This window comes from Rhodococcus sp. IEGM 1307 (assembly GCF_030056915.1).
GTDB lineage: Bacteria > Actinomycetota > Actinomycetes > Mycobacteriales > Mycobacteriaceae > Rhodococcus_F > Rhodococcus_F opacus_D.
In genome coordinates this window covers 47,505-73,222 of the sequence record NZ_JASHKW010000006.1, presented here as the reverse complement: position 1 = coordinate 73,222, position 25,718 = coordinate 47,505, and the positions used below count along the sequence as shown (strand labels likewise).

Here is a 25,718-nt window from a genome sequence, read left to right as displayed (position 1 = left end):
GCCGACCCCCGGTTCAGGACGGTGCGTACTCCGACGCGAGTGCGCGGAAGCGGTCGACGGCGTCCACGGCGTACTCGCGATCGTTCGACTGGATGGCCATCACGGCCAGGTATTCGTCGTCGGGCAGCTCGATCCGGGCCCACGCCGCGCCGTCCGGGAAAGACAGCCCCTCGTACAGGTCCCAGTCGACGATGCGCTCCCCGAGCACGTTGCGCACGGCGATGCCGTTGGGCCCGACCCGCAACCGGGGCCGGGTCAGCAGCAGGACGGCTGCCGCAAGGAGGCAGCCGATGCCCGCGAACGCCAGCTGGTCGGCGAGCCGGAAGTACACGCCCGTCGAATCTCCGCGCAGCAGGATTGCGAACGTCACATGCACGACGACGAGAAGGACCGCCACACCGATCGCGTATCGACGCGACTTGCGTGGCGTCGCGACGAGTGTCCACTCGGATTCGGGAGTGGTCATGGATGGATCCGGATCATACGAACGACTCCTCGGCGCGGCGCAGTCGCGCCAACGTGACAGCGGTGTCCAGCGCGGCCGCACACGCCTGACCGCCCTTGTCCTCGACGGAGCCGGGCAGGCCACTGCGGTCGACGGCCTGCTGCTCGGTGTCCGTGGTGAGCACACCGTTCCCGACCGGGGTGCTCTCGTCCAGCGAGACCCGGGTCAGACCGGCCGTCACGGCGTCGCAGACGTATTCGAAGTGCGGCGTCCCGCCGCGGATCACGACACCGAGCGCGACGACGGCGTCGTGGGTGCGGGCCAGGGCCTGCGCCACCACCGGAAGCTCAATGGCACCGGCGACCCGGACCAGGGTGACGTTCTTCACGTTCGCCTCGGCCGCCACCCGTTGCGCGCCGGCGATCAGCGCCTCGGAGATCTCGGCGTGCCAGCTGCCGGCGACGATGGCGAGCCGGAGGTCGCCCGCCTCACCGAGTTGCAGCTCCGGCAATCCCTCACCGCTCACAGCATTTCTCCCGCTTCGAAGTCGTCGAGCCCGATCAGGTCGTGGCCCATGCGGTCGCGCTTCGTGCGCAGGTACGTCAGGTTCTCGGCGTTCGCCCGCAGCGGCATCGACACCCGCTCGGTGATCTGCAGCCCGTAGCCGTCGAGGCCGACCCGCTTGGCCGGGTTGTTGGTGAGCAGCCGCATCGAGGAGATGCCCAGATCCACGAGGATCTGCGCGCCGATGCCGTAGTCGCGGGCGTCGGCGGGCAGGCCGAGCTCGAGGTTGGCGTCGACGGTGTCCGAACCCGCGTCCTGCAGCTGGTAGGCCTGCAGCTTGTGCATGAGCCCGATGCCCCGGCCCTCGTGCCCGCGCATGTACAGGACCACACCGCGCCCCTCCTGCGCGACCATGTCGAGGGCGGCGTCGAGCTGGGGACCGCAGTCGCAGCGCAGCGAACCGAACACGTCGCCGGTGAGGCATTCGGAGTGCACGCGCACGAGCACGTCGCTGCCGTCGCCGTCCGGGCCGGGCAGGTCGCCGCGGACCAGCGCCACGTGCTCGACCTCGTCGTAGATGCTCCGGTAGCCGACGGCCGTGAACTCGCCGTGCCGGGTGGGGATGCGCGCGGAGGCGACCCGCTCCACGTGCTTCTCGTGCTTGCGGCGCCACGCGATGAGGTCGGCGATCGAGATCAGGGCGAGGTTGTGGTCGTCGGCGAAGACCCTAAGCTCGTCGGTCTGGGCCATGTGGCCCTCGTCCTTCTGGCTGACGATCTCGCAGATCACACCCGCAGGCCGCAGGTCGGCCATCCGGGCGAGGTCGACGGCGGCCTCGGTGTGGCCGGGACGGCGCAGCACGCCGCCCTCCTTGGCGCGCAGCGGCACCACGTGGCCGGGCCGGGTGAAGTCCTGGGCGCCGCTGGACGGGTCGGCCAGCAACCGCATGGTGGCGGCGCGGTCGGACGCGGAGATGCCGGTGCCGATGCCCTCCCGGGCGTCGACGGTCACGGTGTACGCGGTGCCGTGCTTGTCCTGGTTGGTGGCGTACATCGGCGGCAGGCCGAGGCGGTCGCAATCGGCGCCGTCGAGCGGCACACAGAGATACCCGGACGTGTATCGAACCATGAAGGCAACCAACTCGGGGGTGGCCTTCTCCGCGGCGAAGATGAGGTCTCCCTCGTTCTCGCGGTCCTCGTCGTCGACGACGACGACTGCCTTGCCTGCGGCGATGTCCGCAACGGCGCGCTCGATACTGTCGAACCTGGTCACGTGCTCGGTCTCCAAAGTCTTGACTTAGGCATCTTCGAATACAACGGATGCATCCGTGGGATGCTCCTCAACAGTACGACTCAGCGGCCGGCCGCTTGCAGCCGCTCCACGTACTTCGCGATCACGTCGACCTCGAGGTTGACGGGCGTCCCGACGGACGCCGCCCCGAGCGTGGTCAGTTGCAGCGTGGTCGGGATGAGCGAGATCTCGAAGTACTCGTCGCCGCGTTCCCCGCCGAGAGCCGAGACCGTAAGCGACACACCGTCGACCGTGATCGAGCCCTTCTCCACGACGTACCGGGAGATGGCGTCGGGCAGCGCAATGCGCACGACCTCCCAGTTCTCGGAAGGGCTGCGGCTGATGATGTGCCCGGTGCCGTCCACGTGGCCCTGGACGAGGTGGCCGCCGAGGCGGCTGTTCAGGGCGGCGGCCCGCTCGAGGTTGACGCGGCTGCCCACGTCGATCTTCTGCAGGCTCGACCGGTTCAGCGTCTCCTGCATGACGTCGGCCGTGAAGGAGCCGTCGGCCAACACCTCGACGACGGTCAGGCACACACCGTTCACCGCGATCGAATCCCCGTGTGACGCGTCGGAAGTCACGACCGGACCACGGACGGTGAACCGTGCGGCGTCGGCCAGTTCCTCCTTGGCGACGACCTCACCCAACTCTTCGACGATCCCGGTGAACACTGTGGCTTCTCCTACGTTTGGGGGCTGTCAGGGTTTTCGGACACTGCTGGAACCAGACTCAACAACAGATCGGGGCCGATTGTTTCGACCGACTCGTGACGGAACCGCAGCGCGCCGTCGATCGTGTGCACTCCCGCCTCCGCGACCGCGGACGGGCCGGCGCCGAGGACCAGCGGGGCGAGGTACGCCTGGATGCGGTCGACGCGGCCCGCGGCGAGGAATGCGCCCGCCAGCCGGGGCCCGCCCTCGAGCAGCACATCGGTGTACTCGGCGAGTGCGGCGAGGACCTCGTCCACGTCGTGCGTGCGCAGCAGCAGGGTGGGCGCGGAGTCGTCGAGGACCCGGGCGTCGGCCGGGATGTCGCCGAGTCCGACGACGACGCGCACCGGCTGGTGCGCCGCGAGCGATCCGTCGGGCATCCGGGCGGTCAGCCGCGGGTCGTCGGCGAGCACCGTCCCGGTGCCGACCACGATCGCGTCCAGTTTCGCCCGGTCGGCATGGACGCGTTCCCTCGCCTCGGGACCAGTAATCCACTGGCTGGTGCCGTCGGCGGCGGCGCTGCGCCCGTCCAGTGTGGCCGCGTACTTCCAGGTCACGTGCGGCCGTCCGGTGCGCTGCCGGTGCAGCCAGGCGCGGAGCGGGCCGCGTTCGACGTCCTGGGCCCGCAGCCCGGACGTCACGTCGACACCCGCCGAGACGAGGGTTTCCGCACCGCCCGCGGCCTCGGGGTTCGGATCACCCACCGCGTAGTGCACCGCGACCACACCGGCATCGAGGAGCGCCTGCGAACACGGCCCGGTCCGGCCGTGGTGGTTGCACGGTTCCAGCGTGACGACGGCGGTGCCGCCGCGGGCGGCGTCCCCCGCCTCCCGCAGTGCGACGACCTCTGCGTGGGGACCGCCGGGAGGCTGCGTCATCCCGACACCGGCGATGCGTCCCGCGGCGTCGAGGACCACCGCGCCGACCGCCGGATTGGGGCTGGTGAATCCGCGCGCCGACTCGGCGGCGCCGATGGCGATCTGCATCGCGGCGTCGAGGTCCGCCGCCGAATTCTCGTGCCGCACGTGGGAGTTCACGTTGTGCCGGAGCGCCGTTACCGCGACAGGCTCAGGTGCGGTGACGCCTTGGCGGCGCTGGCGCGCAGGGCGCGCACGGCCTCCGCGGGATCGCTCGTGCCGTAGACGGCGGACCCGGCGACGAAGCAGTCGACGCCCGCCTCGGCAGCGGCCTCGACGGTGTCAGCGTTGATGCCGCCGTCGATCTCCACGACCAGTCTCAGTTCACCCGAGTCGACGAGCCGGCGGACGGCCTTCGCCTTCGACAGCACCTCGGGGATGAACGACTGACCACCGAAGCCGGGCTCGACGCTCATGACGAGGAGCGTGTCGAAGTCCTTCAGGATCTCGAGGTACGGCTCGATCGGCGTGCCGGGCTTGACGCTGAGACCGGCCTTGGCGCCGGCGGCGCGGATGTCCCGGGCCACGGACCGGGGGTCGTCGGTCGCCTCCGCGTGGAAGGTGACGTTGTGCGCACCCGCCTCCGCGTAGGGCGGCGCCCAGCGGCCGGGGTCGTCGATCATGAGATGGCAGTCGAGCGGGATGTCCGTCGCCGCGAGCAGGCTCTGCACGACGGGAAGGCCGAGCGTCAGGTTGGGCACGAAATGTGCGTCCATCACGTCGACGTGCAGCCAGTCGGCACCGGCGACGGCGTCCGCCTCCTCGGCGAGACGCGCGAAATCGGCAGACAGAATGGACGGTGCGATCATCGGGGTTGCCACGGGCCGCAGTTTAGTCGTACGCGTGCCGTGCCCGGGTCCCGCGGTCCATACTGGGCTCATGCCGACCTGGACGGACGTCGTGGCGATCGGTGCGTCACTACCGGAGGTGCAGGAGAGCACGTCGTATCGCACCCCGGCCCTGAAGGTGGCGGGCAAGCTGCTCGCCCGGTTGCGGGCCGAGTCGGACGGGGGCCTGGTGGTGATGTGCGACCTCGACGAGAAGGCGGCCCTGCTGGCCCAGGGCGCGCCGTTCTATACCACTCCGCACTACGACGGTCACGGTTCGATCGTCGTCGACCTCGAGAACGTCGACGTTCCGCAGCTGACCGAACTGCTGCAGGATGCCTGGCGGATCAAGGCACCGGCGAAGCTGCGTAAGCAGTTCGACCAGACCTGACGCGAAAGGCGAGGGCCCGGGCGGCGCCCGCACACCGGCCCGGACCCTCATCGGATCGGCGTCAGACGCCGAGCTTGAGACCCGCCCCCGCGTCGACCCGGAGCTGCTGACCGGTGACGAACCGGGACTCGTCGGAGGACAGGAACACCACCGCGTGCGAGATGTCCTCGGGCTCGACCCACGGGGTGGGCATCGCCTGCATGAACGGGAACGTGACCTTCGCGTCCTCGGCGGTCGGGTTCTCCAGGTCGGGGCGGAACGTGCGGAACATCGGCGGACTCTGCAGCATGTCCGTGTTGCAGTTCGTGGGATGGATCGCGTTGACGCGGATGGACTTCGGGCCCAGGGTGAGCGCGAGCGAGTTGATGTACGTCCACAGCATCTTCTTGGCGAGACCGTAGCCGTCGCCGCCCGGCCCCTGCAGGGCCTGCTGGCCGTTCAGACCGGTCTGCGGGACCAGCCCGGCCACCGATCCCGTCGCGATGATCGAGGCGCCGGCGTCGAGGTGCGGAAGGGCCGAGTGGATGGTGTTGATCACTCCGACGAAGTCGACGTCGAACGCATCGACGAATCCCTCGACGGGCACGTCGTTCCCGAGAGGCGCGATCCCGGCGTTGGCGACCACGACGTCCAGCCGGCCCAGCGTCGCGACGGCGGCGTCGAGTTCGCGTTGCAGGGCCGCGCGGTCACGCACGTCCACCTTGGCGGTGACGACCCGGCGCCCCGCCTTCTCGACCAGCCGTCCCGTCTCCGCGAGGTCGGCCTCGGTCGCCAGCGGGTATTCGTTGGATGCGATGTCCTCGCAGAGGTCGAAGGCGATGATGTCGGCGCCCTCGTCGGCGAGATGCACTGCATGACTACGCCCCTGACCCCGCGCCGCTCCCGTGATCAGAACGACCTTCCCCGCTACCCGATTCATCTGAAGTCCTCCACTCGCTTCGTGACGTACGTCTCTGTCGCGAGAAGAATTAGAACACGTTTCACGGAAAAGTGGAACAGGTTCTACCGAGAGTCGGGCAGATGTCCAGGTAGTGGGGACGCCCCCGCCCTACGGCTTGCGCAACGCGGCCATGAACATCGCGTCGGTGCCGTGCCGGTGCGGCCAGAGCTGGACGCCCGGACCGTCTCCCAGACCCGGCACACCGGGAACGAGTTCACGCGTGTCGAGTGCCGTGAGCCCGTAGCGGCGCACCGCGTCCGCGACCACGGCCACCGTCTCGGACAGGTGCGGCGAACACGTCGCGTAGAGGATCACGCCGCCGGGACGAACCAACTCGACGGCCGATGCCAGGAGTTCGCGCTGCAGTTTCGCGAGACCCGCCACGTCCGACGGCTGCCGGCGCCACCGCGCCTCCGGACGTCGGCGCAACGCACCCAGTCCGGTGCACGGCGCGTCGACCAGGATGCGGTCGTACCCGCCCGCCAGCCCGGGATCCCGCCCGTCGGCGACGTGCACGTCGACCGGGAGTTCCTTCGTCGTCTTGCGGATCAGGTCCGCGCGGTGTTCCACCGGCTCCACGGCGTCGAGGCGTCCGTCCTCGATTCCGGCGAGGGCGCCGAGCAGGGCCGCCTTGCCACCCGGGCCCGCGCACAGGTCGAGCCAGCGGCCCGCGTCCGGACCGTCCAAGGGTGCCAGCGACAGCGCCCGGGCGACGAGCTGACTGCCCTCGTCCTGCACTCCTGCGAGCCCCTCACGGACGGCGTCGAGCAGCCCCGGGTCGCCGCCGTCCAGATAGACCGCGTACGGCGAGTAGCGCCCCACCTCGCCGCCGGTGGCGAGCGCGAGTTCCTCCGACGAGATCTCCCCCGGGCGGGCGACGAGATGCACCACCGGCCGGGCGTCGTCGGCGATGAGGACGTCCTCGAGTTCGCCGGCGTCGGCACCGAGCGCGTCGGCGAACACCTGCGCGATCCACGTGGGATGCGCGTGCTCGAACGCCAGCCGCCCCACCGGGTCGGCCGGGGCGAGGCGCTCCACCCATTCCGCTTCGGACCGCTCCGACACCCGGCGCAGCACGGCGTTGACGAAGCCCGCCTTCCCCGGACCGGCCTCCGCGCGCACGAGATCGACGGAGGTGGCGACGGCGGCGTGCGGGGCGACGCGGGTGCGCAGCAGCTGGTAGGCGCCCAGCTGGAGGACGTCGAGGAGCGGTCCGTCGATCTCGGCGATCGGCCTGCCGGCGCAGTCGGCGATCACGGCGTCGAGGAGCCCACGGGCGCGGGCGGCGCCGTAGGCCAATTCCGTGGCGAGGGCCGCGTCACGTCCGTCCAGGCGCCGCTCACGCAGCAGCCCGGGCAGCACGAGATTGGCGTAGGCGTCGCGTTCCCGGACGGCGCGCAGCACGTCCCTCGCGGCGAGCCGCGGCTGGTCGAGACCGGACTGCGACGCGTCGGGCCGGCGGGCCTGTCTGGGACGGTTGTTGCGGGCCCCCGAGCCGGACTGGCCGCGACGTGCAGGCCTTCTGGATTCGCTCACTGTGCCCGTACCTCCGCGTCGAGTCGTGCGCCTCGCGCCCAGTCCAGGGCGGCCATCTGTTTCTTGCCCTGCGGCTGGATGCGGTCGAGCCGCACCGCCACCGTGGACGTGCCGATCAGGAATCCGGCCTTGGTCACCGAGATCTCCCCCGGCTCCAGTCGCTCCTCTGTCGGAGTGACCGGACCGACCTTGACGCGCAGATCGCCGATCATGGTCCAGGCGCCGGGCGCGGGGGTCACCGAGCGGACGTGCCGGTCAACCACGGCAGCTGTTCTGTCCCAACGGATCCGGGCCGCCTCGACGCTCACCTTGGGCGCATGCGACACCCCGTCGGCCGACTGCGGGACCGCGGTGATCGCGCCGTCCTCGATCCCGTCGAGAACCGACTCCAGGAGGACCGCACCGCTGTCGGCCAGGCGCCCCAGCAGATCCCCGGCGGTATCGGTATCACGGATCCTCTCGGTGACCACCCCGTAGACCGGCCCGGTGTCCATCCCCGCCTCGAGCCGGAACGCACTCGCGCCGGTCATGTCGTCGCCCGCACCGATCGCGGCCTGCACGGGGGCTGCCCCGCGCCACGCCGGCAACAGCGAGAAGTGCAGGTTCACCCAGCCGTGGGCCGGGATGTCGAGGACCTTCTGCGGCAGCAGCGCCCCATAGGCGACGACGGGCGCGCAGTCGGGTGCGAGGTCGGCGAGACGCGCCAGGAAGTCCGGCTCCGAGGGCCGCTCGGGAGTCAGCACCTCGATGCCGTGGGAGTCGGCGAGTTCACCGATCGGTGAACGGACCACCTTGCGTCCGCGGCCTGCGACCGCGTCCGGGCGGGTGATCACCGCCACGACGTCGTGGCGCGGCGAACGAATCAGGCGTTCGAGCGAGGGAACAGCGGGCTCGGGGGTTCCGGCGAAGACTATGCGCACGTCGGCGACCCACACGACGGACGGTGGACCGCTGCGCGGGCCGAAACGATACTCACGAAGAAAGCTCCCCTTTGATCGACGATGTGCCGACCAGTCTAGGGAGTCGACCCCGGGCCATAACACTCGGCGAACTGTCGTCGCCGCCCTGCAGGGCGTGAGCGATTCCGACGCCGAACACCTCGCGGCCGCATTCGACATCAAGTCCGTGAAGGACCTCGGCACCAACAAGTACTTCCTGTGGGCGCAGGCGGTCACGAAACTGGCGGAGTAGCGCACACACGCGGAGGCGGGGAGCCGTGCAGCACACGGGCTCCCCGCCTCATTCGTGTGGGTCTATCTGTTGCTGTCGAGAATCACCTGCGGAATACCCGCACCGACCGGGACGAACTCGCAACGAGCCAGCGGAGCCGCGTCCGGGTCGAGCGCCGCCCGGACGAGGTCGAGCGCGAACGGATCGTAGGGCGCCTGAAAATGTCCGGTGCCGTCCTGGGGGCATCGATCCTGGATCAGGATGTTGTCGGCCCCGGCGCCGTGGAGCGCCATGTTCGTGTACGGCTGGATCATCTCGTCGTACCGAGACCCGATCGTCGTGTACGCGACACCGGGCACGGTGTCACCGCCCGCGTTGAGGGCGTTCATGAACGGCGAGCCCTGCATCTGCTGGCTGACGGCCACCGATGTCACCGTGCGGGCGAAGTCCGGTCCGCCGGGAAGCGCCTGGACGATCGGAACGAGGCCGTACATCACTCCCCCGTAGCTGGGCGACGCCAGCCCGACCCAGTGGTCGACGAACGGGGCGCCGCCGAGCTTGTTGACGTAGTACCGCGTGACGTTCGCACCCTGCGAGTACCCGACCGTGTCGACCTTGTCGGCGCCGGTCGCGTTGCGGACCCGGTCGACGAATCGGCCGAACTCCTCCGCGCTCGCGACGATGTCCTCGGTGCCGTACGTATCGGCGCCCGGCGCTCCGCCGTAGTTGAGCGCGAACACGCAGTAGCCGTCGGCGGCGAGCATCGGCGACAGGGCGGCCCAGTCCGCGTAGGCGCTGGCGTCGGTGCCGTGTGCGAGCACCACCGGCTCGGGGTGGTCCGTGGAAGGTGTGCAGGAGAAGTCGTTCGATCCCGCGGGTGCGCTGCCCGGGTGCTCGTGCGCATACGCGGCGGCGGCACTACGGCCGGTCTGGGGAAGCCCGGCCGTGGCGGGCACGACGGGTTGGGGCGGTGAGGAGTCGTCCGCATGGGCGGTGGACACTGCGCCGGACATCAGCAGGACGACACCCGCGACGACCGCACCGGCACCCCGAAATCTCATGATCTCTCCCGACTTCGCAGTGACATTTCTGTGAACCTTCCCAGAATGTGCACGCGCTGTCGCGTCGAGGCGGCGGGCCCGCGGTGAACCGCGACGCCCTACGAGTCGGTGTCAGCCTTGCCGGCTTCGCTCTGATCGTCTTCCGCGAGAAGGCGATACATCGCGCGACGCGCCTCGGTGAGAATTTCGCCGGCACGCCGAACCTGTTCGTCGTCACCGACGGCGGCGACCTGCCCCGCGGCACCCATCAGCAGCCCGATCAGGCCCCGCAGGTCCTCGGCGGGCCTGCCGACACTCTCCCGCACGTCGTCCCACGGGGTGCCGAGTTCGGTCTTGTTCGCTTCGACGAAGGCCTTGCCCTCGTCCGTCAGGCGTGCGGTCTTGCGGCCCGCCACCTTCTCGATCAGTACCAGACCCTCGTCCTCGAGTTGTGACAGCGCGGGGTAGATCGAACCCGGACTGGGCTTCCACACCCCGTCGCTGCGTTCGACGATCTGCTGAATCAACTCGTAGCCGTGCATCGGCTCCTCGGTGAGCAGCAGCAGGATCGCGGAGCGGACATCGCCGCGCCGTCCCCTGCCACCGCGTCCGCGTCCGCGGCCGAAGTGCATTCCCGGGCCGAACCCGGGATCACCCTCGGGCCCGAAGCGGCCTCGCCGGTGTCCGTGACGGTGGGGCCCCTCGGGCCGTCCCGTCCGCTCGCGCGCGAATCGGTCCCGTCGGGGACCTCTGTGTTCGAAATGGAAGTTTTCCATCATCAGCCTCCTTCTGTATCGCTGATGCATCAACGATATATCGGCAATAGACACTCGGCAAGGTCCTTTTCTGTGACGGTGGTCAAGTCGCCCCCGGACTCGCGGGCGCTGCGCCGGCCGAGTCCGGAGGCGTTCGCGCTCAGTCGGCGGCGGCGCCGAACCACTCGTGCAGCCGGCCGACCAGATCCTGCTGGTCGTCACCGACCCACGCCACATGCCCGTCCGGTCGCAGCAGCGCTGCGGGCACGTCGAGTTCCTCGCTGACGTCGACGACGTGGTCGACCCGGTCCGCCCAGCCCGTCACCGACAGCCGGCCGGTCTGGTCGAGCAGTAAGCCGCGGCCGTCGTGCATCAGCTCGTAGAGTCGTCCCCGCTTCAGCCCCACGTCCCGTAGGCGCCGGCCGAGCAGTTCATGCCCCTCGCCGAAGTCGTAGCGGACCCCGATCGCGATGATCTTCTCGGTCAGGTACCGGTTCACGTTCTCGAAATCCATCAGTTCCGACACCAGCCGGCGCACCGCCTGGGGCCCCGGATCGAGGGACATCAGCTCCATCTGGGCGCGGGTATTGGTCAGCACGTCGGCGGCGACCGGGTGCCGTTCGGTGTGGTAGCTGTCCAACAGCCCCTCCGGCGCCCAGCCACCGACCTCGGCTGCCAGTTTCCAACCGAGGTTGAACGCATCCTGGATACCGAGGTTCAGCCCCTGACCGCCGACCGGCGGGTGGATGTGCGCCGCGTCGCCGGCCAGCAGCACCCGGCGGACCCGGTACCGCTCGGCCTGCCGGGTGGCGTCGCCGAAGCGGGACAGCCACCGCGGCGAGTGCACGCCGAAGTCGGTGCCCGCGGTTGCCCGCAGCTGCTGCTTCAACTCGTCCAGGGTCGGCGCGACCGTGCGGTCCTCAGCCACCCCTGCGGCGGGGACGCCGATGCGGTACACCCCGTCCTGGAGCGGCATGGCGCCGAACCGGAGCTGGGTCTTGCGGACCTCGGCCACCACGGCGTCCAGCGTCTCCTGCGGCGCGGTCAGCTCCACCTCGCCCAGCAGTGTGTCGACTCTGCTGGGCTCGCCGGGGAAATCGACGCCGAGCAGCTTGCGCACCGTGCTGCGGCCGCCGTCGCAGCCGACGAGGTAGCGCGAGCGCAGCTGGGTGCCGTCGGCCAGCAGGGCGGTCACCCCGTGTTCGTCCTGATTCAGGCCGACCAGTTCGCAGCCGCGCCGTATCTCGACGCCGACTTCGGTGGCGTGCTCGGTCAACAGTCGCTCAGTGGTGGTCTGCGGGATGCCGAGAACGTACGGATGTGCGGTGTCCAGCCGCTCGGGTGCCGGCTTTCTGATGCCGGCGAAGAAGCCACCGAGCGGGTACTGCGTACCGAGCGCGAGGAACCGCTCCAGCAGACCGCGCTGGTCCATCACCTCGATGCTGCGCGCGTGCAGGCCCAGCGAACGGACAACCCTCGTCGGCTCCGCCTCCTTCTCCACCACGAGCACCTGCACGCCGTGCAACCGCAACTCGCAGGCCAGCATCAGCCCGGTCGGTCCGCTGCCTGCAACGATCACGTCGATCATGAAACCCCCACACGTATGCCGCGAATACTGATTTCCGCTGGTCCTGACTTCGGTGGGAGATTCTGCGGCACGACCCGGGTCTTGCCGCAAGGCCCCCGGTGCGTTATATGTTGAGAGTGGCAGGGAGTGCATAACCTCCTTGCCATTCCTTTGTCACCCCCGGGGTGGAGCTAGCCGATCCGAATGGGGTCGATCTGGACCCGGGCAGGCTGCGAGTCCTTGCGCGCACTACGCACCGACTGCGCCTCTCCGAGCGCTTTGGCCAGTGGTTTCCCCTCGCCCCGCGGCACCCGGATCAGCATGCGCTCCACGTCCGCCGGCTCGGGCGCGTCGCCGGAGAACGGCAGCCGCTCCCCGGCAGGCAACTCGACCGGGCCGAGCAATTCCGCATTCGCCGGCAGATCGGCGAGGTCCAGGAGGTCGGCGATCGCCTTCGCACTGCCGTCGATCGCCGCAAGGTGGATGGCGGGCGGAAATCCGACTTCCGCTCGCTCCTCGTACTGCGCACGGGCGTGACCGACCGGATCCCAGCGAACCAGCGCCTGCACGGTCGGAATCCCCGAATCGGCGACCACGACCACCTGACCGCCCTCGGCGAACGGCCGCACGAGTGACGATGCCGTCATCCATCGCCGCAGCGTCTCCTCCGCGGCGCGCAGGTCGGGACGGCCCAGCAGCGCCCAGCCGTCGAGCAGCAACGCCGCGCCATAGCCGCCCGGCATCACCGGTTCGGCCCCGACCGTCGACACCACGAGGGTGGGACCCTGCTTCACCTCGTCCACGACGTCCGTGCCCCCCGACATCCGGACGGCAACCCCGGGAAACGCGCGACCCAGTTCCTCGGCGGTCCGTCCGGCACCGACCACGACGGCCCGCAGCGCCTTCGCTCCACACGCGTGGCAGCGGTGTGCGGCGTCGGCGACGCCACACCATCGGCACGCGGGGGTCCCCGCCCCGTCCGGGCCGGCCGCGGACGGCAGCGCGAGAGGTCCGTTGCATCGCCGGCATCGCGCGGGCGCCCGGCACTTGCCGCACGCGAGGCTGGGCACGTAGCCGCGCCGGGGCACCTGGACGAGCACTCCCCGGCCGGCGCCGAGCGCCTCCCGGGCAGCCGCGAACGCGATCGCGGGCAACCGGGCGGCGCGTGCACCGGGATCGCGGGCCAGGGCGTGGTCACTGTCCGCGAGTGCGGTGATCTTCGGGGCGGCCGCCCGCACCGAGTCCCGGGAGGCCACGAGGTCGTGCGCCCACCCCGAATCGACCAGGGCCTGCGCCTCCGCGGTTCGCGCGTGTCCGGCCAGCACCACCGCGCAGCCACTGGCGTACGCGCGGAGCAGCGCCACCTCGCGGGCGTGCGGATAGGGTGCGCGCGGCTCGGAATGGTTGTCGTCCCCGTCGTCCCAGACCACGATCAGCCCGGTGCGCGGAGTCGGCGCGAACACCGAACTCCGGGTCCCGACGACGACCTTGGCCGTCCCGCGCAGCGCAGCCAGCCAACGCCGGTACCGCAGCGCCGGGCCGAGACCGGCGGCGAGTCCGACGACCGCGTCCTTGCCCAGGAGCTTTTCCACCGCCGCGACCACACGGTCGAGATCACGCTGATCGGGCACGACGACGACGGTGCTCGCCCCGGTGGCGGCAACGAGCCCCGACAGTTCCGCGAGACGCGCAGGCCAGTCCTCGCCGGGGAGCGCCTGCCAGACCGCGCGCGGGGCACGCTCCCCCGACAGTGCGGTCAGGAATGCGCCGCCGTGCACGTACCGGTCCCACGCCTCGGTCTCGATTGCGGTGTCCGGCACCTCGGGGGGATCGGACGCGGCCTCGGACTCCGCCCGCGCGTGCCTCGGCGGGATCGCGAGCCGCAGGACGTCCGCGCGGGTTCCGGCGTATCGGCCGGCGACGAGGTCGACCACCCGGGTGATCTCCTCGGTCAGGACCCGCTCGGGCGAGATCACCCGTTCGAGCCAGCCGAAACGGCCCTGATGGTCGCTCGTCGCGTTCCGGGAGACGACGAACCCGTCGACGAGACGCCCGGCGAACCGGATGCGCACCCGGACCCCGGGCCGCGCCTGCTCGTCGAGGTCCTGCGGAACGAGGTAGTCGAATTCGCGGTCGAGGTGGGCAAGCGGAAGCAGCGGCAGCACCCGGGCAACCGGATCTACTTCTGCCGCAACCTTTTCCGCGCTCACGCGACGGCCCCTACCGGAGCGGCGCCCGTCGCGCCGTGACTACCGATCAGAGGCCTGCGGCTGCCCGCAGCTTCTCCGCCCGGTCGATGCTCTCCCACGGGAGGTCGATGTCGGTGCGACCGAAGTGGCCGTAGGCCGCGGTCTGCGCGTAGATCGGACGCAGCAGGTCGAGGTCGCGGATGATGGCGCCGGGCCGCAGGTCGAACGTTTCGGTGATGGCCTGCTGGATCCGCGCCGGATCCGTCTTCTCGGTACCGAACGTCTCGACGAACAGACCCACCGGCGCCGCCTTGCCGATCGCGTACGCCACCTGAACCTCGATCCGGTCCGCGAGGCCCGCCGCGACCGCGTTCTTGGCCACCCAGCGCATGGCGTAGGCCGCCGACCGGTCGACCTTCGAGGGGTCCTTGCCGGAGAACGCGCCGCCGCCGTGGCGGGCCATGCCGCCGTAGGTGTCGACGATGATCTTGCGACCCGTCAGGCCGGCGTCACCCATCGGGCCGCCGAGCACGAACTTGCCGGTGGGGTTGACGAGCAGACGGATGTTCGAGACGTCGAGTTCGGGCATGTCGATCTCGGCGAGAACCGATCCGAGAACCTTCTCCCGCAGATCCGGGGTGAGCAGGTTGTCGAGGTCGATATCGGCGGCGTGCTGCGTCGAGATGACCACGGTGTCGAGGCGAACCGCCTTGTCACCGTCGTATTCGATGGTGACCTGGGTCTTGCCGTCCGGGCGCAGGTACGGCAGGACACCGGACTTGCGGACCTCGGTGAGACGCCGCGACAGGCGGTGCGCCAGCGCGATCGGCAGCGGCATCAGTTCCGGGGTGTCGGTGGTCGCGAACCCGAACATCAGTCCCTGGTCGCCGGCGCCCTGACGGTCGATCTCGTCGTCGCTCAGTTCGCCGGTGCGGACCTCGTGCGAGTGGTCGACGCCCTGGGCGATCTCCGGGGACTGTGCACCGATCGCGACGTTGACGCCGCAGGAGTTGCCGTCGAATCCCTTGGCCGAGGAGTCGTACCCGATCTCGAGCACGGTGTCGCGCACGATCTTGGGGATGTCGGCGTAGGCGGTGGTCGTGACCTCACCGGCGACGTGGACCTGTCCGGTGGTCACCAGGGTCTCGACGGCGACGCGGGCGCGCGGGTCGTCGGTGAGGAGCGCGTCGAGGATGGAGTCGCTGATCGCATCACAAATCTTGTCCGGGTGCCCCTCGGTCACAGACTCACTGGTGAATAGCCGACTACCGGACTGGCTCACAGAATTCCCTCTCGACAGTTGTCCTGAACAGCACGTGAAAACAGCTTAGCTGCGTAATACCGCGAACGACCCTAGCGCCACCCCGGCGGGAGTGACACCTTTCGAATCACCGAAACTCTGCCGGATGTGCCGTCAGAGTGTTCGGAACAGCTGGTCGACGGCGTCGAGTACCCGGCTGGCCATCAACGCCTTCGATCCGTGCTCGAGCGCAGACTCGGAACCGTCGGCTCCGAGCAGCCACCCGTCGTTGTGGTCGACCTCGAACGCCTTGCCCTCGCCGACCGCGTTGACGACGAGGAGGTCGCAGCCCTTACGCGCGAGCTTGGCCCTCGCGTAGGTGAGGACGTCGCCGTCGGCGTCGCCCGTCTCGGCCGCGAATCCGACGATCACGGTCTTGGACGGGATCTCGCCGTCCCGCCGGGACTGCACCAGCCCGGCGAGGATGTCCTCGTTCTTGGTGAGTGCGATCGAGTCGGGCTCGCCCGCACCCTTCTTGATCTTGCTCGCCACCATCGTCGACGGCCGGAAGTCGGCCACCGCCGCGGCCATGATCACGGCGTCGAATCCGGGCGCGTGCTTGCCGACCGCGACCCGCATGTCTTCCGCCGTGCGGACGTGCACCATGTCGACGGCGGCCGGGTCGGCGAGGCCGGCGGTGTAGCCGGAGACGAGGGTGACCTCGGCCCCGCGCTGCACGGCGAGCCGGGCGATGGCGTATCCCTGCTTGCCCGAACTGCGGTTACCGAGGAACCGCACCGGATCGAGCGGTTCGCGGGTGCCGCCCGCGGACACGAGGATCCGCCGGCCCTCGAGATCACGGGGCAGGGCGTCGGGACGCTCCACCAGCAACGACGCCAACCCGACGATCTCGTCGGGTTCCGGCAGCCGGCCGGCGCCGGTGTCCTTGCCGGTGAGGCGGCCGGATGCGGGTTCGATGACGGTCACGCCGCGTGCGCGCAGCGTGGCGACGTTGGCGACGGTGGCCGGGTGTTCCCACATCTCCGTGTGCATCGCGGGAGCGAACACCACGGGACATCGTGCGGTGAGCAGCGTCGCGGTGAGGAGGTCGTCCGCGCGTCCCGCCACGGCCCGCGCCATGAGGTCGGCGGTGGCGGGCGCGATGACGACGAGGTCCGCTTCCTGCCCGAGACGGACGTGCGGAACCTGCGGAACGTCGGTGAACACACCCGTGTGCACGGGGTTGCCCGACAGCGCCTCGAACGTCGCCTTGCCGACGAACTCGAGCGCGGACTCCGTCGGGATGACCCGCACGTGGTGACCGGCCTCCGTGAAGGCCCGGATGACGGCACAACTCTTGTACGCGGCGATGCCGCCGCCGACACCGACGACGATCCGCTTGCGGGCTGCCCCCGCCAGAACCGGTTCCGGTGAATCCGTCACGTGCCCGGTGCCCGGGCCCGCTGCCTGTTCAGGCACGGCAGATCCTCCGCTCACTCGCCTTCGGTGTGCTCGAGAAGATCGGAGTGGATCTCACGCAGCGCGATCGACAGCGGCTTCTCCTGCAGGCCCGGCTCGACGAGGGGGCCGACGTACTCGAGGATGCCGTCACCGAGCTGGTTGTAGTAATCGTTGATCTGACGCGCACGCTTGGCCGCGTAGATCACCAGCGCGTACTTCGACGACGTGCGGGCGAGAAGCTCGTCGATCGGAGGATTGGTGATGCCGAGCGGGGTGTCGTAAGCCGGCAGGGCGCCGTGGCTGGGAGTTGCGGACGCTACTGCGGGGGTGCTGCTCACTCGGTATCTCCTGAAATAGTTCTGGCTAGTTGATGTGAGATCTAGTGGGTCGACTCGGACTGTTCCGGTCGTCCAACCAACAAGGTTACCAACTCGTCGCACGATCGGCTGACATCCTCGTTCACGATGACCTCGTCGAACTCGTCCTGCGCCTCCAGCTCGACTCTCGCGGTCGCGAGACGCCGCTCCACCACCTCGGCGGATTCGGTGCCCCGGCCGGTCAATCTCTCGACCAGCACGTCCCAGCTCGGGGGCGCCATGAAGACGAGCAGAGCCTCCGGCATCGCGGCGCGGACGGCCCGCGCACCGGCGAGATCGACCTCGACCAGCACCGGTTTGCCCTGCTCGATGGCCCGGCGTACGGGTGCGGCCGGGGTTCCCGACAGCTGGAGTCCGCCGTGGATCTCGGCCCATTCGAGCAGCTCACCGGATTCGATCATCCGCTGGAACTCGTCGCGAGAGGTGAACCGGTAGTCCTTGCCGTCCACCTCGCCCGGGCGTGGGTCGCGCGTCGTCGCGGACACGCTGAAGACGAGCTCCGGCATCCGTTCACGCAGGAGTCGCACCACGCTGGACTTACCGACGGCCGAGGGGCCGGCCAGAACTACCAGCCGACCCCTCCGCACTGCGGTCTTGCTCTCTGACACTTGTGCGTCAGCTACCACTGTCGTGCTCAGGCCTCGAAGTCGAACCTGGCGAGCAGGGCCTTCCGCTGCCGATCGCCGAGGCCACGGAGGCGACGGGTCGGAGCGATCTCCAGCTCGGTCATGATCTCCTGCGCCTTGACCTTGCCCACCTTGGGCAGCGCCTCGAGCAGTGCCGACACCTTCATCTTGCCCAGGATCTCGTCGTCCTCGGCGTCCTTGAGAACCTGCTTGAGGTCGGTGCCACCACGCTTCAGGCGCTCCTTGAGCTCAGCCCTGGCCTTGCGGGCAGCAGCTGCCTTCTCCAAAGCAGCAGCGCGCTGCTCATCAGTCAACTGGGGAAGGGCCACGGTTCCTCCGTCTCGTCGTTGGCAAATAGTCCAAACCACTGGATAACCAGCAGCGATAGCGACCGTACTCACGCCCGGCGCCGATTGCGAACCCACCCCCCGAGGTCAGAGCCGGATTCGGGTGGGCTATGAGAGTGCGGACTCGATCTCGTCGCGGACCTTCACGGCCGCCTCACGCAGTGCCGTCACCGACGGTCCGGCACGGAGAACACCACGAGAACTGTTCGGCAACAACAGTTTTCGAGAATCGGGAAAAATGTCGGCGAGGTCACCGGGAGTCGCGCCCTGGGCGCCGAGACCGGGCGCGAGAATCGGTCCGGAAAAATTCGACAAATCCAGGCCGTGTCCGCGTGTCGCGCCCACCACCAGACCCACCAGACCGGGTTGCGCGTCGTTGTGCCGGACCGCCGCGTCCACCACGGACTGGGCCACGGACGCTCCCCCGGCGGTCTGCGCCGCCTGCAGGTCGCCGCCCTCGGGATTGGACGTCCGGGCCAGCACGAAGAGCCCGCGGCCCTGCTCCGCCGCCAGCGACAGCGCCGGGTCGAGCGCACCGAATCCCAGATACGGCGACACCGTCACCGCATCGGAGGACAGGGCCGACTCCGCACCCAGCCAGGACTGCGCGTACGCCGCCATCGTCGACCCGATGTCCCCGCGCTTGGCATCGGCGACGACGAGCGTCCCTGCCTCTCTGAGGACCGAAATGGTGCGTTCGAGCACCGCGTACCCGGCGGAGCCGTACGCTTCGAAGAACGCCACCTGAGGCTTCACGACGGCCACCTCACCGACGAAGGCCTCCACGCAGATCTCCGCGAACGTCTCCAGCCCCTCGGCGGAGACGGGCAGCCCCCACGCCTCGAGCAGTCCCGGATGCGGATCGATCCCGACGCACAACCGCCCCCGGTGCTCGACCGCCGATGTCAGCCGATGCACCCAGGAGTGGTGGTGATGGTGTCCGCTCACGACGACGCGGAACCGCTCGCGGGAGCCACGACGACGGCGGGCGACCGCAGCCGCTCGTGCAGCGCCTGGAGCGACTGGACACCGATGTCGCCGCGAATCGCGGCCTCGATGCCCTGCACCGCGGCGGACGCACCCTGCACGGTGGTGACGCACGGGATGTTCATGGCGACGGCCGCGCTGCGGATCTCGTAACCGTCGACGCGCGGTCCGGAGTTGCCGTACGGCGTGTTGATCACCATGTCGACCTCGCCGTCGCGGATCATCTCGACGATGGTGCGCTCACCCTCCTCCAGCTTCTCGCCGGAGTGCTTGTGCACCTCCTGGCAGGTGATCCCGTTCCGGCGGAGAACCGCCGCGGTGCCCTCGGTGGCCAGGATCCGGAAACCCAGGTCGGCGAGCCGCTTGACCGGGAAGATCAGCGATCGCTTGTCCTTGTTGGCGACGGAGACGAACACTGACCCCGACGTGGGCAGCGAGCCGTACGCGGCCGTCTGGCTCTTCGCGAACGCGGTGCCGAAGTCGGCGTCGATGCCCATGACCTCGCCGGTCGACTTCATCTCCGGGCTCAGCAGGGTGTCGATGCCGGTGCCGTCGGCGCGCCGGAACCGGTTGAACGGCAGCACGGCCTCCTTGACGGCGACGGGTGCGTCCGCCGGGGTCGAGCCGCCGTCGCCGGTGGCCGGGAGCACACCGCTCGCACGCAGATCGGCGATGGACTCGCCCAGCATGACGCGGGCGCACGCCTTGGCGAGCTGCACCGCCGTCGCCTTCGACACGAACGGCACGGTGCGGCTGGCGCGGGGGTTGGCCTCGAGGACGTAGAGGATGTCGTCCTTCAGGGCGTACTGGACGTTGAGCAGGCCCTTGACGCCGATGCCCTTGGCGAGCGCCTCCGTGGAGCGGCGGACGTTCTCGAGGTCGGCGCGGCCGAGGGTGATCGGCGGCAACGCACAGGCCGAGTCGCCCGAGTGGATGCCGGCCTCCTCGATGTGCTCCATCACACCGCCGAGGTACACCTCGGAGCCGTCGCAGAGCGCGTCGACGTCGATCTCGATGGCGTCTTCCAGGAACCGGTCGACCAGGACGGGCCGATCGTCGGAGATCTCGGTGGCGCGGGAGATGTAGCTCTCCAGCGATGCCTCGTCGTAGACGATTTCCATGCCGCGGCCACCGAGGACGTACGACGGGCGCACCAGCACCGGGTACCCGATGCCGGCCGCGATCTCGCGGGCCCCGGCGAACGTGGTGGCGGTGCCGAACTTGGGAGCGGGCAGACCGGCCTCGACCAGCACCTTGCCGAACTCGCCGCGATCCTCCGCGAGGTCGATCGCCTCAGGGCTGGTGCCGACGATCGGCACGCCCGCGGCCTTCAGCCGCTTCGCCAGACCCAGCGGGGTCTGTCCGCCGAGCTGCACGATCACGCCGGCGACGGTGCCCGACAGCGTCTCGGCCCGGTACACCTCGAGCACGTCCTCGAACGTGAGCGGCTCGAAGTACAGGCGGTCGGCGGTGTCGTAGTCGGTGGAGACGGTCTCCGGGTTGCAGTTGACCATCACCGTCTCGTAGCCGGCCTCCGACAGCGTCAGTGCGGCGTGGACGCAGGAGTAGTCGAACTCGATGCCCTGACCGATGCGGTTCGGTCCGGAACCGAGGATCAGGACCTTCGGACGCTCGGTCTGCGGGGCCACCTCGGACTCGGCCGCCGGGTCGAGTTCGTACGTGGAGTAGTGGTACGGCGTCTTTGCCTCGAACTCGGCGGCGCAGGTGTCGACCGTCTTGTACACGGGGTGGACGTTCCACTGCTCACGCAGCGCCCGGACGGCGTCCTCGCCGCCGATCTCGGGGCGCAGGGCCGCGATCTGCCGATCCGACAGGCCGTGGTGCTTGGCGCGGCGCAGTACCCGCTCGGTCACCTCGGGCGCCTCGCGCAGCGTGTCGCCGAGCTCGTGGATCTGCAGGATCTGGTCGAGGAACCACGGGTCGATCTTCGTGGCGTCGAACAGCTGCTCGACGGTGGCGCCGAGAGCGAACGCCTTCTCGAGGCCGTACACGCGGCCGTCGCGGGGGATGCTCAGTTCCGCCAGGAGGCTGTCCAGGTCGGTGGCCTCCACGTCGGGTCCGGTCCAGTACCCGGCCCGCTTGGTCTCCAGCGAGCGCAGCACCTTGCCGAACGCCTCGGTGAAGTTGCGGCCGATCGACATGGCCTCACCGACCGACTTCATCGTCGTGGTGAGGGTGTCGTCGGCGCCGGGGAACTTCTCGAACGCGAACCGCGGCGCCTTGACGACGACGTAGTCGAGGGTCGGCTCGAAGCACGCCGGGGTTTCCTTGGTGATGTCGTTGACGATCTCGTCCAGCGTGTAGCCGATCGCGAGCTTCGCGGCGATCTTCGCGATCGGGAAGCCGGTCGCCTTGGAGGCGAGTGCACTGGACCGCGACACGCGCGGGTTCATCTCGATGACGACGAGGCGTCCGTCGGTGGGATCCATGGCGAACTGAATGTTGCAGCCGCCGGTGTCGACGCCGACCTCGCGGAGAATGTCGATCGAGAGGTCGCGCATCGCCTGGTACTCACGGTCCGTGAGCGTCATGGCGGGGGCGACGGTGATCGAGTCGCCGGTGTGCACGCCGACGGGGTCGACGTTCTCGATCGAGCACACGATCACGACGTTGTCGCGGCCGTCGCGCATCAGCTCGAGCTCGTATTCCTTCCACCCGAGGATCGACTCCTCGATCAGCACGTTGGCCGTGGGTGACGCGGCGAGACCGCCGCCGGCGATCCGCGTCAGGTCCTCGTCGTCGTAGGCCATGCCGGAGCCGAGGCCGCCCATTGTGAACGACGGCCGCACCACGACGGGGAAGCCCAGTTCAGCGACGGTGTCGCGGACCTCGTCCATCGTGTAGCAGACACGGGAGCGCGCGGACTCGCCGCCGACCTTGGCGACGATGTCCTTGAACTTCTGCCGGTCCTCGCCGCGCTGGATGGCGTCGAAGTCGGCACCGATCAGCTCGACGTCGTACTTCTCGAGGATGCCCTGCTCGTGCAGCGCCACCGCGGTGTTGAGGGCCGTCTGGCCGCCGAGCGTCGCGAGGACGGCGTCGATCGGGTGGCCCTTCTCCGCCTCGAGGGCGATGACCTTCTCGACGAATTCGGCGGTGATCGGCTCCACGTACGTGGCGTCCGCGAACTCGGGGTCGGTCATGATCGTGGCCGGGTTGGAGTTGACGAGGCTGACCCGCAGGCCCTCCTCGCGCAGCACCCGGCAGGCCTGGGTTCCGGAGTAGTCGAACTCACAGGCCTGGCCGATGACGATCGGCCCGGAGCCGATCACCAGGATGTGGGAGAGATCTGTACGGCGTGGCATTAGTTCTTGACTCCCTCGAGCAGGCTGGTGAAGCGGTCGAACAGGTACGCGGCGTCGTGCGGGCCCGCCGCGGCCTCGGGGTGGTACTGCACCGAGAACGCGGATCCGTCGAGCAGGCGGACCCCCTCGACGGCACCGTCGTTGGCGCAGGTGTGGCTGATCACGGCCTTGCCGAACGGGGTGTCGAACTCCTGCCCGGCCTCGCCCTCGAGCGCGAACCCGTGGTTCTGCGCGGTGATCGCGATGCGTCCCGTCTCGTGTTCGACGACCGGGATGTTGATGCCTCGGTGACCGAACTTCATCTTGTAGGTGCCGAGACCGAGAGCCCGCCCGAGGATCTGGTTGCCGAAGCAGATGCCGAACAGGGGCAGGCCCTGCCCGATGACTTCCTTGGTGAGGTGCACGGCGCCGTCGGCGGTCGCCGGGTCGCCGGGACCGTTGGAGAGGAAGACGCCGTCGGCCTTCAGGTCGAGGATCTGCTCGAGCGTCGCGTTGGACGGGAGCACGTGCACCCGGATGCCGCGCTCGGCGAACATGCGCGGGGTGTTGGTCTTGATGCCGAGGTCGATCGCCGCGACGGTGAAGCGCGCGTCTCCCCCGGTCGGCTCGACGACGTACCCGCTGGTGGTGCTGACCTCGCCGGCGAGATCCGCGCCGAGCATCGACGGCTGGCTCTTCACCCGGTCGAGCAGCACGTCGGTCTCGGCCAGTGCGTCGCCGGAGAACACCCCGGCGCGCATCGAGCCGCGGGTGCGCAGGTGGCGGACCAGTGCGCGAGTGTCGATGCCGGCGATCCCGACGACCCCCTGCTTCACGAGCTCATCCTGCAGGGACCCGGTGGCGCGCCAGCTGGAGGTGCGGCGGGCGGGGTCGCGGACGACGTACCCGGCCACCCAGATCTTCGCCTCGGCGCTGCTGCCGGTGGGGCCGACGGACTCGTCGTCCTCGTCGTTCCATCCCGTGTTGCCGATCTGCGGCGCGGTGGCCACGACGATCTGGCGGTGGTAACTGGGGTCGGTGAGGGTCTCCTGGTAGCCGGTCATGCCGGTGCTGAAGACGGCCTCACCGAGGGTCTGGCCGACGGCACCGAACGTGGTGCCCCGGAATGCCCGTCCGTCCTCGAGGACCAGTACTGCAGAGTCGGTGTCGTAGCCGCTCATGCGTTCTCTCCGTTCTGCTCGACCTCACCAGAGCTCGCCGCATTCGCTGAATCTTCACTGTCTGTCTTGCCGTCCGGCTCCCCTGCGCCGACCCAGGCGGGGTACACGGACTTGTCGTCGCTCCGGAAACCGGTGTCGATCTCGGTGCCCGTCGGCAGTTCCCACCGGATCACGAGGACGCCGTCCTTGCTCATGACCTTGCCCGCAAGACCGCGCTCGGTGCGCACGGCGCGGACCGCGTCCTGCGGAATCCAGATCGCCGACGCCCCGTCACGTTCGAGCAGGATCCCGGCCGCGTAGCGGGAGATCTCTCCCGTCGCCCGGAAACCGAGGTCGCCGACCGCGATCCGGTCCTGCCAGCTCGGGGCCAGGGTGCTGCCCACATACAGTCCGGTGGCCGGGGCGATCGTCTGCTCGCCGAGGTGCGCGGGCACGGCGGGAAGCTGCCCGACCCGGTCGGCCTGACGGCGGGCACGACCGCGCCACCCGATGTACATGAGGAAGATGGCCAGCGCCCAGAACGCGACGAGGCCGACTATCCACAGAATTCTCTCCACCGTCATCCCCTACCGTTCCGCACCGGGACGCGGGCCTGGCCGTCGCTCGCGGTGACCCGGCCACGGAGGATCGTCGTGGTCACCCGCGCCGGCAGCGTCATCGACTCGTACGGCGTGTTGTGGGCGACGCTGGCGAGATCGGGGCCGTGGACCGTCCATTCGGCGTCCGGATCGATCAGCACCAGGTTGGCGGGCTCGCCGACCTCGATCGGGCGACCCTGGTCGTCGAGTCCGACGATCTCGGCGGGCCGCTCACTCATCACCCGCGCGACGCCGCGCCAGTCGAGCAGGCCCGTGCGGACCATCGTCTGCGCGACGATCGACAGTGCCGTCTCCAGTCCCAGCATTCCGGGTCGGGCGGCCGCGAACTCGCAGCACTTGTCCTGCTCGGCGTGCGGTGCGTGATCGGTCGCGACGCAGTCGATGATCCCCTCGGCCAGTCCGGCCCGGAGCGCGGCGACGTCGCTCGCCTCCCGCAGGGGCGGATTCACCTTGTTGACGGCGTCGTACGTCTCGAGCCGGGAGTCGTCGAGCAGCAGATGGTGCGGGGTGACCTCGGCGGTGATCGAAATGCCTTGGCCGCGTGCCCACTTCATCAGTTCGACGGTCCCCGCGGTGGAGGCGTGGCAGATGTGCACGCGCGCCCCGGCGTCGCGGGCGAGCAGCGCGTCGCGGGCGACGATCGACTCCTCGGCGGCGCGCGGCCAGCCCGCGAGCCCGAGCCGGGCGGCGGTGGGGCCCTCGTGTGCGACGGCGCCGACGGTGAGCCGCGGCTCCTCCGCGTGCTGCGCGATGAGCACCCCGAGCGAGCTCGAGTACTCGAGCGCCCGGCGCATGATCAGCGGGTCGTAGACGCAGTGGCCGTCGTCCGAGAACATCCGCACCCGGCCGACCCCCGACGCCATCGTGGCCATCTCGGCGAGCTGCTTGCCCTCGAGCCCGACGGTGACGGCGCCGACGGGATGCACGTCGACGAGTCCGACTTCCTGGCCGCGGCGCCACACGTGGTCGGTGACGACCACCGAATCGGCGACCGGGCTGGTGTTGGCCATCGCGAACACCGCGGTGTACCCGCCGAGCGCGGCGGCGGCCGAACCGGAATCGATGGTCTCGGTGTCCTCGCGGCCGGGTTCCCGCAGGTGGGTGTGCAGGTCGACGAAACCGGGGAGCAGGATCTGCCCCGCCGCGTCGATCACGTCGACGTCCGGCCCGCTGTCCTCGCCCGCGTCCGCACCGATCGCGGCGATGACGCCGTCCCCGAGCAGCACGTCGGTGGGTTCGCCCTCGCCGTACAGCAACACGTTCTTGATGAGCACTGTCTCTCCTGTCACTGCACTGTCACTCATCCCGCTACCA

The 25,718-nt window shown here is 69.7% G+C and carries 25 protein-coding genes; 2 read left to right on the top strand and 23 right to left on the bottom strand.

The window, feature by feature from the left end; genetic code table 11:
* Positions 1-13: 13 nt before the first annotated feature.
* The 6 genes from QM841_RS13270 to rpe all read right to left on the bottom strand — a co-directional run bounded on the left by QM841_RS13270 (position 14) and on the right by rpe (position 4,687).
* Positions 14-466 carry a PH domain-containing protein gene (locus QM841_RS13270; protein WP_283332351.1) on the bottom strand — a complete coding sequence of 151 codons (453 nt, stop codon included), beginning with the start codon at positions 464-466 and terminating at the stop codon, positions 14-16.
* 13 nt (positions 467-479) lie between these two features.
* On the bottom strand, positions 480-971 hold the full coding sequence (gene ribH, locus QM841_RS13265; RefSeq protein WP_005241766.1) for a 6,7-dimethyl-8-ribityllumazine synthase: 492 nt from the start codon (positions 969-971) through the stop codon (positions 480-482).
* Positions 968-2,221 (bottom strand): bifunctional 3,4-dihydroxy-2-butanone-4-phosphate synthase/GTP cyclohydrolase II, encoded by a 1,254-nt coding sequence (locus QM841_RS13260; protein ID WP_283332350.1) that lies wholly within the window; start codon positions 2,219-2,221, stop codon positions 968-970. Before QM841_RS13260 ends, ribH begins: the two co-directional genes overlap by 4 nt.
* An 80-nt stretch (positions 2,222-2,301) precedes the next feature.
* On the bottom strand, positions 2,302-2,910 hold the full coding sequence (locus QM841_RS13255) for a riboflavin synthase (RefSeq protein WP_105418502.1): 609 nt from the start codon (positions 2,908-2,910) through the stop codon (positions 2,302-2,304).
* 11 nt (positions 2,911-2,921) lie between these two features.
* Positions 2,922-3,974, bottom strand: a complete 1,053-nt coding sequence (gene ribD, locus QM841_RS13250) for a bifunctional diaminohydroxyphosphoribosylaminopyrimidine deaminase/5-amino-6-(5-phosphoribosylamino)uracil reductase RibD (RefSeq protein ID WP_283332544.1) — start codon at positions 3,972-3,974, stop codon at positions 2,922-2,924.
* Positions 3,975-4,003: 29 nt separating this feature from the next.
* Positions 4,004-4,687 (bottom strand): ribulose-phosphate 3-epimerase, encoded by a 684-nt coding sequence (gene rpe, locus QM841_RS13245; protein WP_005241758.1) that lies wholly within the window; start codon positions 4,685-4,687, stop codon positions 4,004-4,006.
* Positions 4,688-4,745: 58 nt separating this feature from the next.
* Between rpe and QM841_RS13240 the strand changes: the two genes are divergently transcribed.
* On the top strand, positions 4,746-5,084 hold the full coding sequence (locus tag QM841_RS13240; protein WP_120659108.1) for an MmcQ/YjbR family DNA-binding protein: 339 nt from the start codon (positions 4,746-4,748) through the stop codon (positions 5,082-5,084).
* Positions 5,085-5,145: 61 nt separating this feature from the next.
* On the opposite strand, the gene QM841_RS13235 is transcribed toward QM841_RS13240, so the two are convergent.
* From QM841_RS13235 to fmt, 3 genes are all read right to left on the bottom strand, one after another.
* A complete protein-coding gene (locus QM841_RS13235; protein ID WP_283332349.1) occupies positions 5,146-6,003 on the bottom strand; it encodes a mycofactocin-coupled SDR family oxidoreductase in 858 nt (285 codons plus the stop codon).
* A 129-nt stretch (positions 6,004-6,132) separates the two neighbouring features.
* Positions 6,133-7,560 carry an RsmB/NOP family class I SAM-dependent RNA methyltransferase gene (locus tag QM841_RS13230; protein WP_283332348.1) on the bottom strand — a complete coding sequence of 476 codons (1,428 nt, stop codon included), beginning with the start codon at positions 7,558-7,560 and terminating at the stop codon, positions 6,133-6,135.
* Positions 7,557-8,480: a methionyl-tRNA formyltransferase gene (gene fmt / locus QM841_RS13225; protein ID WP_280782165.1), complete on the bottom strand. Its 924-nt coding sequence runs from the start codon at positions 8,478-8,480 to the stop codon at positions 7,557-7,559. Before fmt ends, QM841_RS13230 begins: the two co-directional genes overlap by 4 nt.
* Before the next feature lie 31 nt (positions 8,481-8,511).
* Between fmt and QM841_RS43400 the strand changes: the two genes are divergently transcribed.
* Entirely contained in the window at positions 8,512-8,751 is a 240-nt protein-coding gene (locus tag QM841_RS43400) for a hypothetical protein (RefSeq protein WP_375154205.1), read from the top strand.
* Positions 8,752-8,813: 62 nt separating this feature from the next.
* Here the strand turns inward: QM841_RS43400 and QM841_RS13220 are convergent, their stop codons facing one another.
* The 14 genes from QM841_RS13220 to QM841_RS13155 all read right to left on the bottom strand — a co-directional run bounded on the left by QM841_RS13220 (position 8,814) and on the right by QM841_RS13155 (position 25,708).
* Positions 8,814-9,791 carry an esterase/lipase family protein gene (locus QM841_RS13220; protein WP_283332347.1) on the bottom strand — a complete coding sequence of 326 codons (978 nt, stop codon included), beginning with the start codon at positions 9,789-9,791 and terminating at the stop codon, positions 8,814-8,816.
* Positions 9,792-9,889: 98 nt separating this feature from the next.
* A complete protein-coding gene (locus tag QM841_RS13215) occupies positions 9,890-10,546 on the bottom strand; it encodes a PadR family transcriptional regulator (protein WP_105421831.1) in 657 nt (218 codons plus the stop codon).
* 139 nt (positions 10,547-10,685) lie between these two features.
* On the bottom strand, positions 10,686-12,113 hold the full coding sequence (gene rox, locus QM841_RS13210) for a rifampin monooxygenase (protein ID WP_283332346.1): 1,428 nt from the start codon (positions 12,111-12,113) through the stop codon (positions 10,686-10,688).
* Positions 12,114-12,283: 170 nt separating this feature from the next.
* The gene (locus QM841_RS13205; protein WP_283332345.1) at positions 12,284-14,302 is read right to left on the bottom strand and encodes a primosomal protein N'; all 2,019 of its coding nucleotides are present in this window, start codon (positions 14,300-14,302) and stop codon (positions 12,284-12,286) included.
* 46 nt (positions 14,303-14,348) lie between these two features.
* Positions 14,349-15,563 (bottom strand): methionine adenosyltransferase, encoded by a 1,215-nt coding sequence (gene metK / locus QM841_RS13200; RefSeq protein WP_120659112.1) that lies wholly within the window; start codon positions 15,561-15,563, stop codon positions 14,349-14,351.
* A gap of 132 nt (positions 15,564-15,695) precedes the next feature.
* The gene (gene coaBC, locus QM841_RS13195) at positions 15,696-17,000 is read right to left on the bottom strand and encodes a bifunctional phosphopantothenoylcysteine decarboxylase/phosphopantothenate--cysteine ligase CoaBC (protein ID WP_120659113.1); all 1,305 of its coding nucleotides are present in this window, start codon (positions 16,998-17,000) and stop codon (positions 15,696-15,698) included.
* Between the two features lie 14 nt (positions 17,001-17,014).
* The gene (gene rpoZ / locus QM841_RS13190) at positions 17,015-17,320 is read right to left on the bottom strand and encodes a DNA-directed RNA polymerase subunit omega (protein ID WP_005241734.1); all 306 of its coding nucleotides are present in this window, start codon (positions 17,318-17,320) and stop codon (positions 17,015-17,017) included.
* 41 nt (positions 17,321-17,361) lie between these two features.
* On the bottom strand, positions 17,362-17,985 hold the full coding sequence (gene gmk, locus QM841_RS13185; protein ID WP_283332344.1) for a guanylate kinase: 624 nt from the start codon (positions 17,983-17,985) through the stop codon (positions 17,362-17,364).
* An 8-nt stretch (positions 17,986-17,993) separates the two neighbouring features.
* Complete coding sequence (gene mihF, locus QM841_RS13180) at positions 17,994-18,314, bottom strand: integration host factor, actinobacterial type (RefSeq protein WP_005262298.1); 321 nt, start codon at positions 18,312-18,314, stop codon at positions 17,994-17,996.
* Positions 18,315-18,440: 126 nt separating this feature from the next.
* On the bottom strand, positions 18,441-19,280 hold the full coding sequence (pyrF, locus tag QM841_RS13175; RefSeq protein ID WP_183102180.1) for an orotidine-5'-phosphate decarboxylase: 840 nt from the start codon (positions 19,278-19,280) through the stop codon (positions 18,441-18,443).
* Complete coding sequence (gene carB / locus QM841_RS13170) at positions 19,277-22,645, bottom strand: carbamoyl-phosphate synthase large subunit (protein ID WP_283332343.1); 3,369 nt, start codon at positions 22,643-22,645, stop codon at positions 19,277-19,279. Before carB ends, pyrF begins: the two co-directional genes overlap by 4 nt.
* On the bottom strand, positions 22,645-23,805 hold the full coding sequence (gene carA, locus QM841_RS13165) for a glutamine-hydrolyzing carbamoyl-phosphate synthase small subunit (protein WP_222820817.1): 1,161 nt from the start codon (positions 23,803-23,805) through the stop codon (positions 22,645-22,647). The genes carB and carA overlap by 1 nt, the downstream gene beginning before the upstream one ends.
* On the bottom strand, positions 23,802-24,368 hold the full coding sequence (locus tag QM841_RS13160; RefSeq protein WP_120659116.1) for a PH-like domain-containing protein: 567 nt from the start codon (positions 24,366-24,368) through the stop codon (positions 23,802-23,804). The genes carA and QM841_RS13160 overlap by 4 nt, the downstream gene beginning before the upstream one ends.
* A complete protein-coding gene (locus QM841_RS13155) occupies positions 24,365-25,708 on the bottom strand; it encodes a dihydroorotase (protein WP_283332342.1) in 1,344 nt (447 codons plus the stop codon). The genes QM841_RS13160 and QM841_RS13155 overlap by 4 nt, the downstream gene beginning before the upstream one ends.
* Between the last annotated feature and the right edge of the window lie 10 nt (positions 25,709-25,718).

What these genes read in the sequence shown, in the direction of transcription:
- rox (WP_283332346.1), bottom strand. Translation starts at nt 12,113, where the DNA reads ATGATCGACGTGATCGTTGCAGGCAGCGGACCGACCGGGCTGATGCTG.
- QM841_RS13235 (WP_283332349.1), bottom strand. Translation starts at nt 6,003, where the DNA reads ATGAATCGGGTAGCGGGGAAGGTCGTTCTGATCACGGGAGCGGCGCGG.
- carB (WP_283332343.1), bottom strand. Translation starts at nt 22,645, where the DNA reads ATGCCACGCCGTACAGATCTCTCCCACATCCTGGTGATCGGCTCCGGG.
- QM841_RS13240 (WP_120659108.1), top strand. Translation starts at nt 4,746, where the DNA reads ATGCCGACCTGGACGGACGTCGTGGCGATCGGTGCGTCACTACCGGAG.
- QM841_RS13155 (WP_283332342.1), bottom strand. Translation starts at nt 25,708, where the DNA reads ATGAGTGACAGTGCAGTGACAGGAGAGACAGTGCTCATCAAGAACGTG.
- QM841_RS13270 (WP_283332351.1), bottom strand. Translation starts at nt 466, where the DNA reads ATGACCACTCCCGAATCCGAGTGGACACTCGTCGCGACGCCACGCAAG.
- QM841_RS13160 (WP_120659116.1), bottom strand. Translation starts at nt 24,368, where the DNA reads ATGACGGTGGAGAGAATTCTGTGGATAGTCGGCCTCGTCGCGTTCTGG.
- QM841_RS13220 (WP_283332347.1), bottom strand. Translation starts at nt 9,791, where the DNA reads ATGAGATTTCGGGGTGCCGGTGCGGTCGTCGCGGGTGTCGTCCTGCTG.
- carA (WP_222820817.1), bottom strand. Translation starts at nt 23,805, where the DNA reads ATGAGCGGCTACGACACCGACTCTGCAGTACTGGTCCTCGAGGACGGA.
- QM841_RS13215 (WP_105421831.1), bottom strand. Translation starts at nt 10,546, where the DNA reads ATGGAAAACTTCCATTTCGAACACAGAGGTCCCCGACGGGACCGATTC.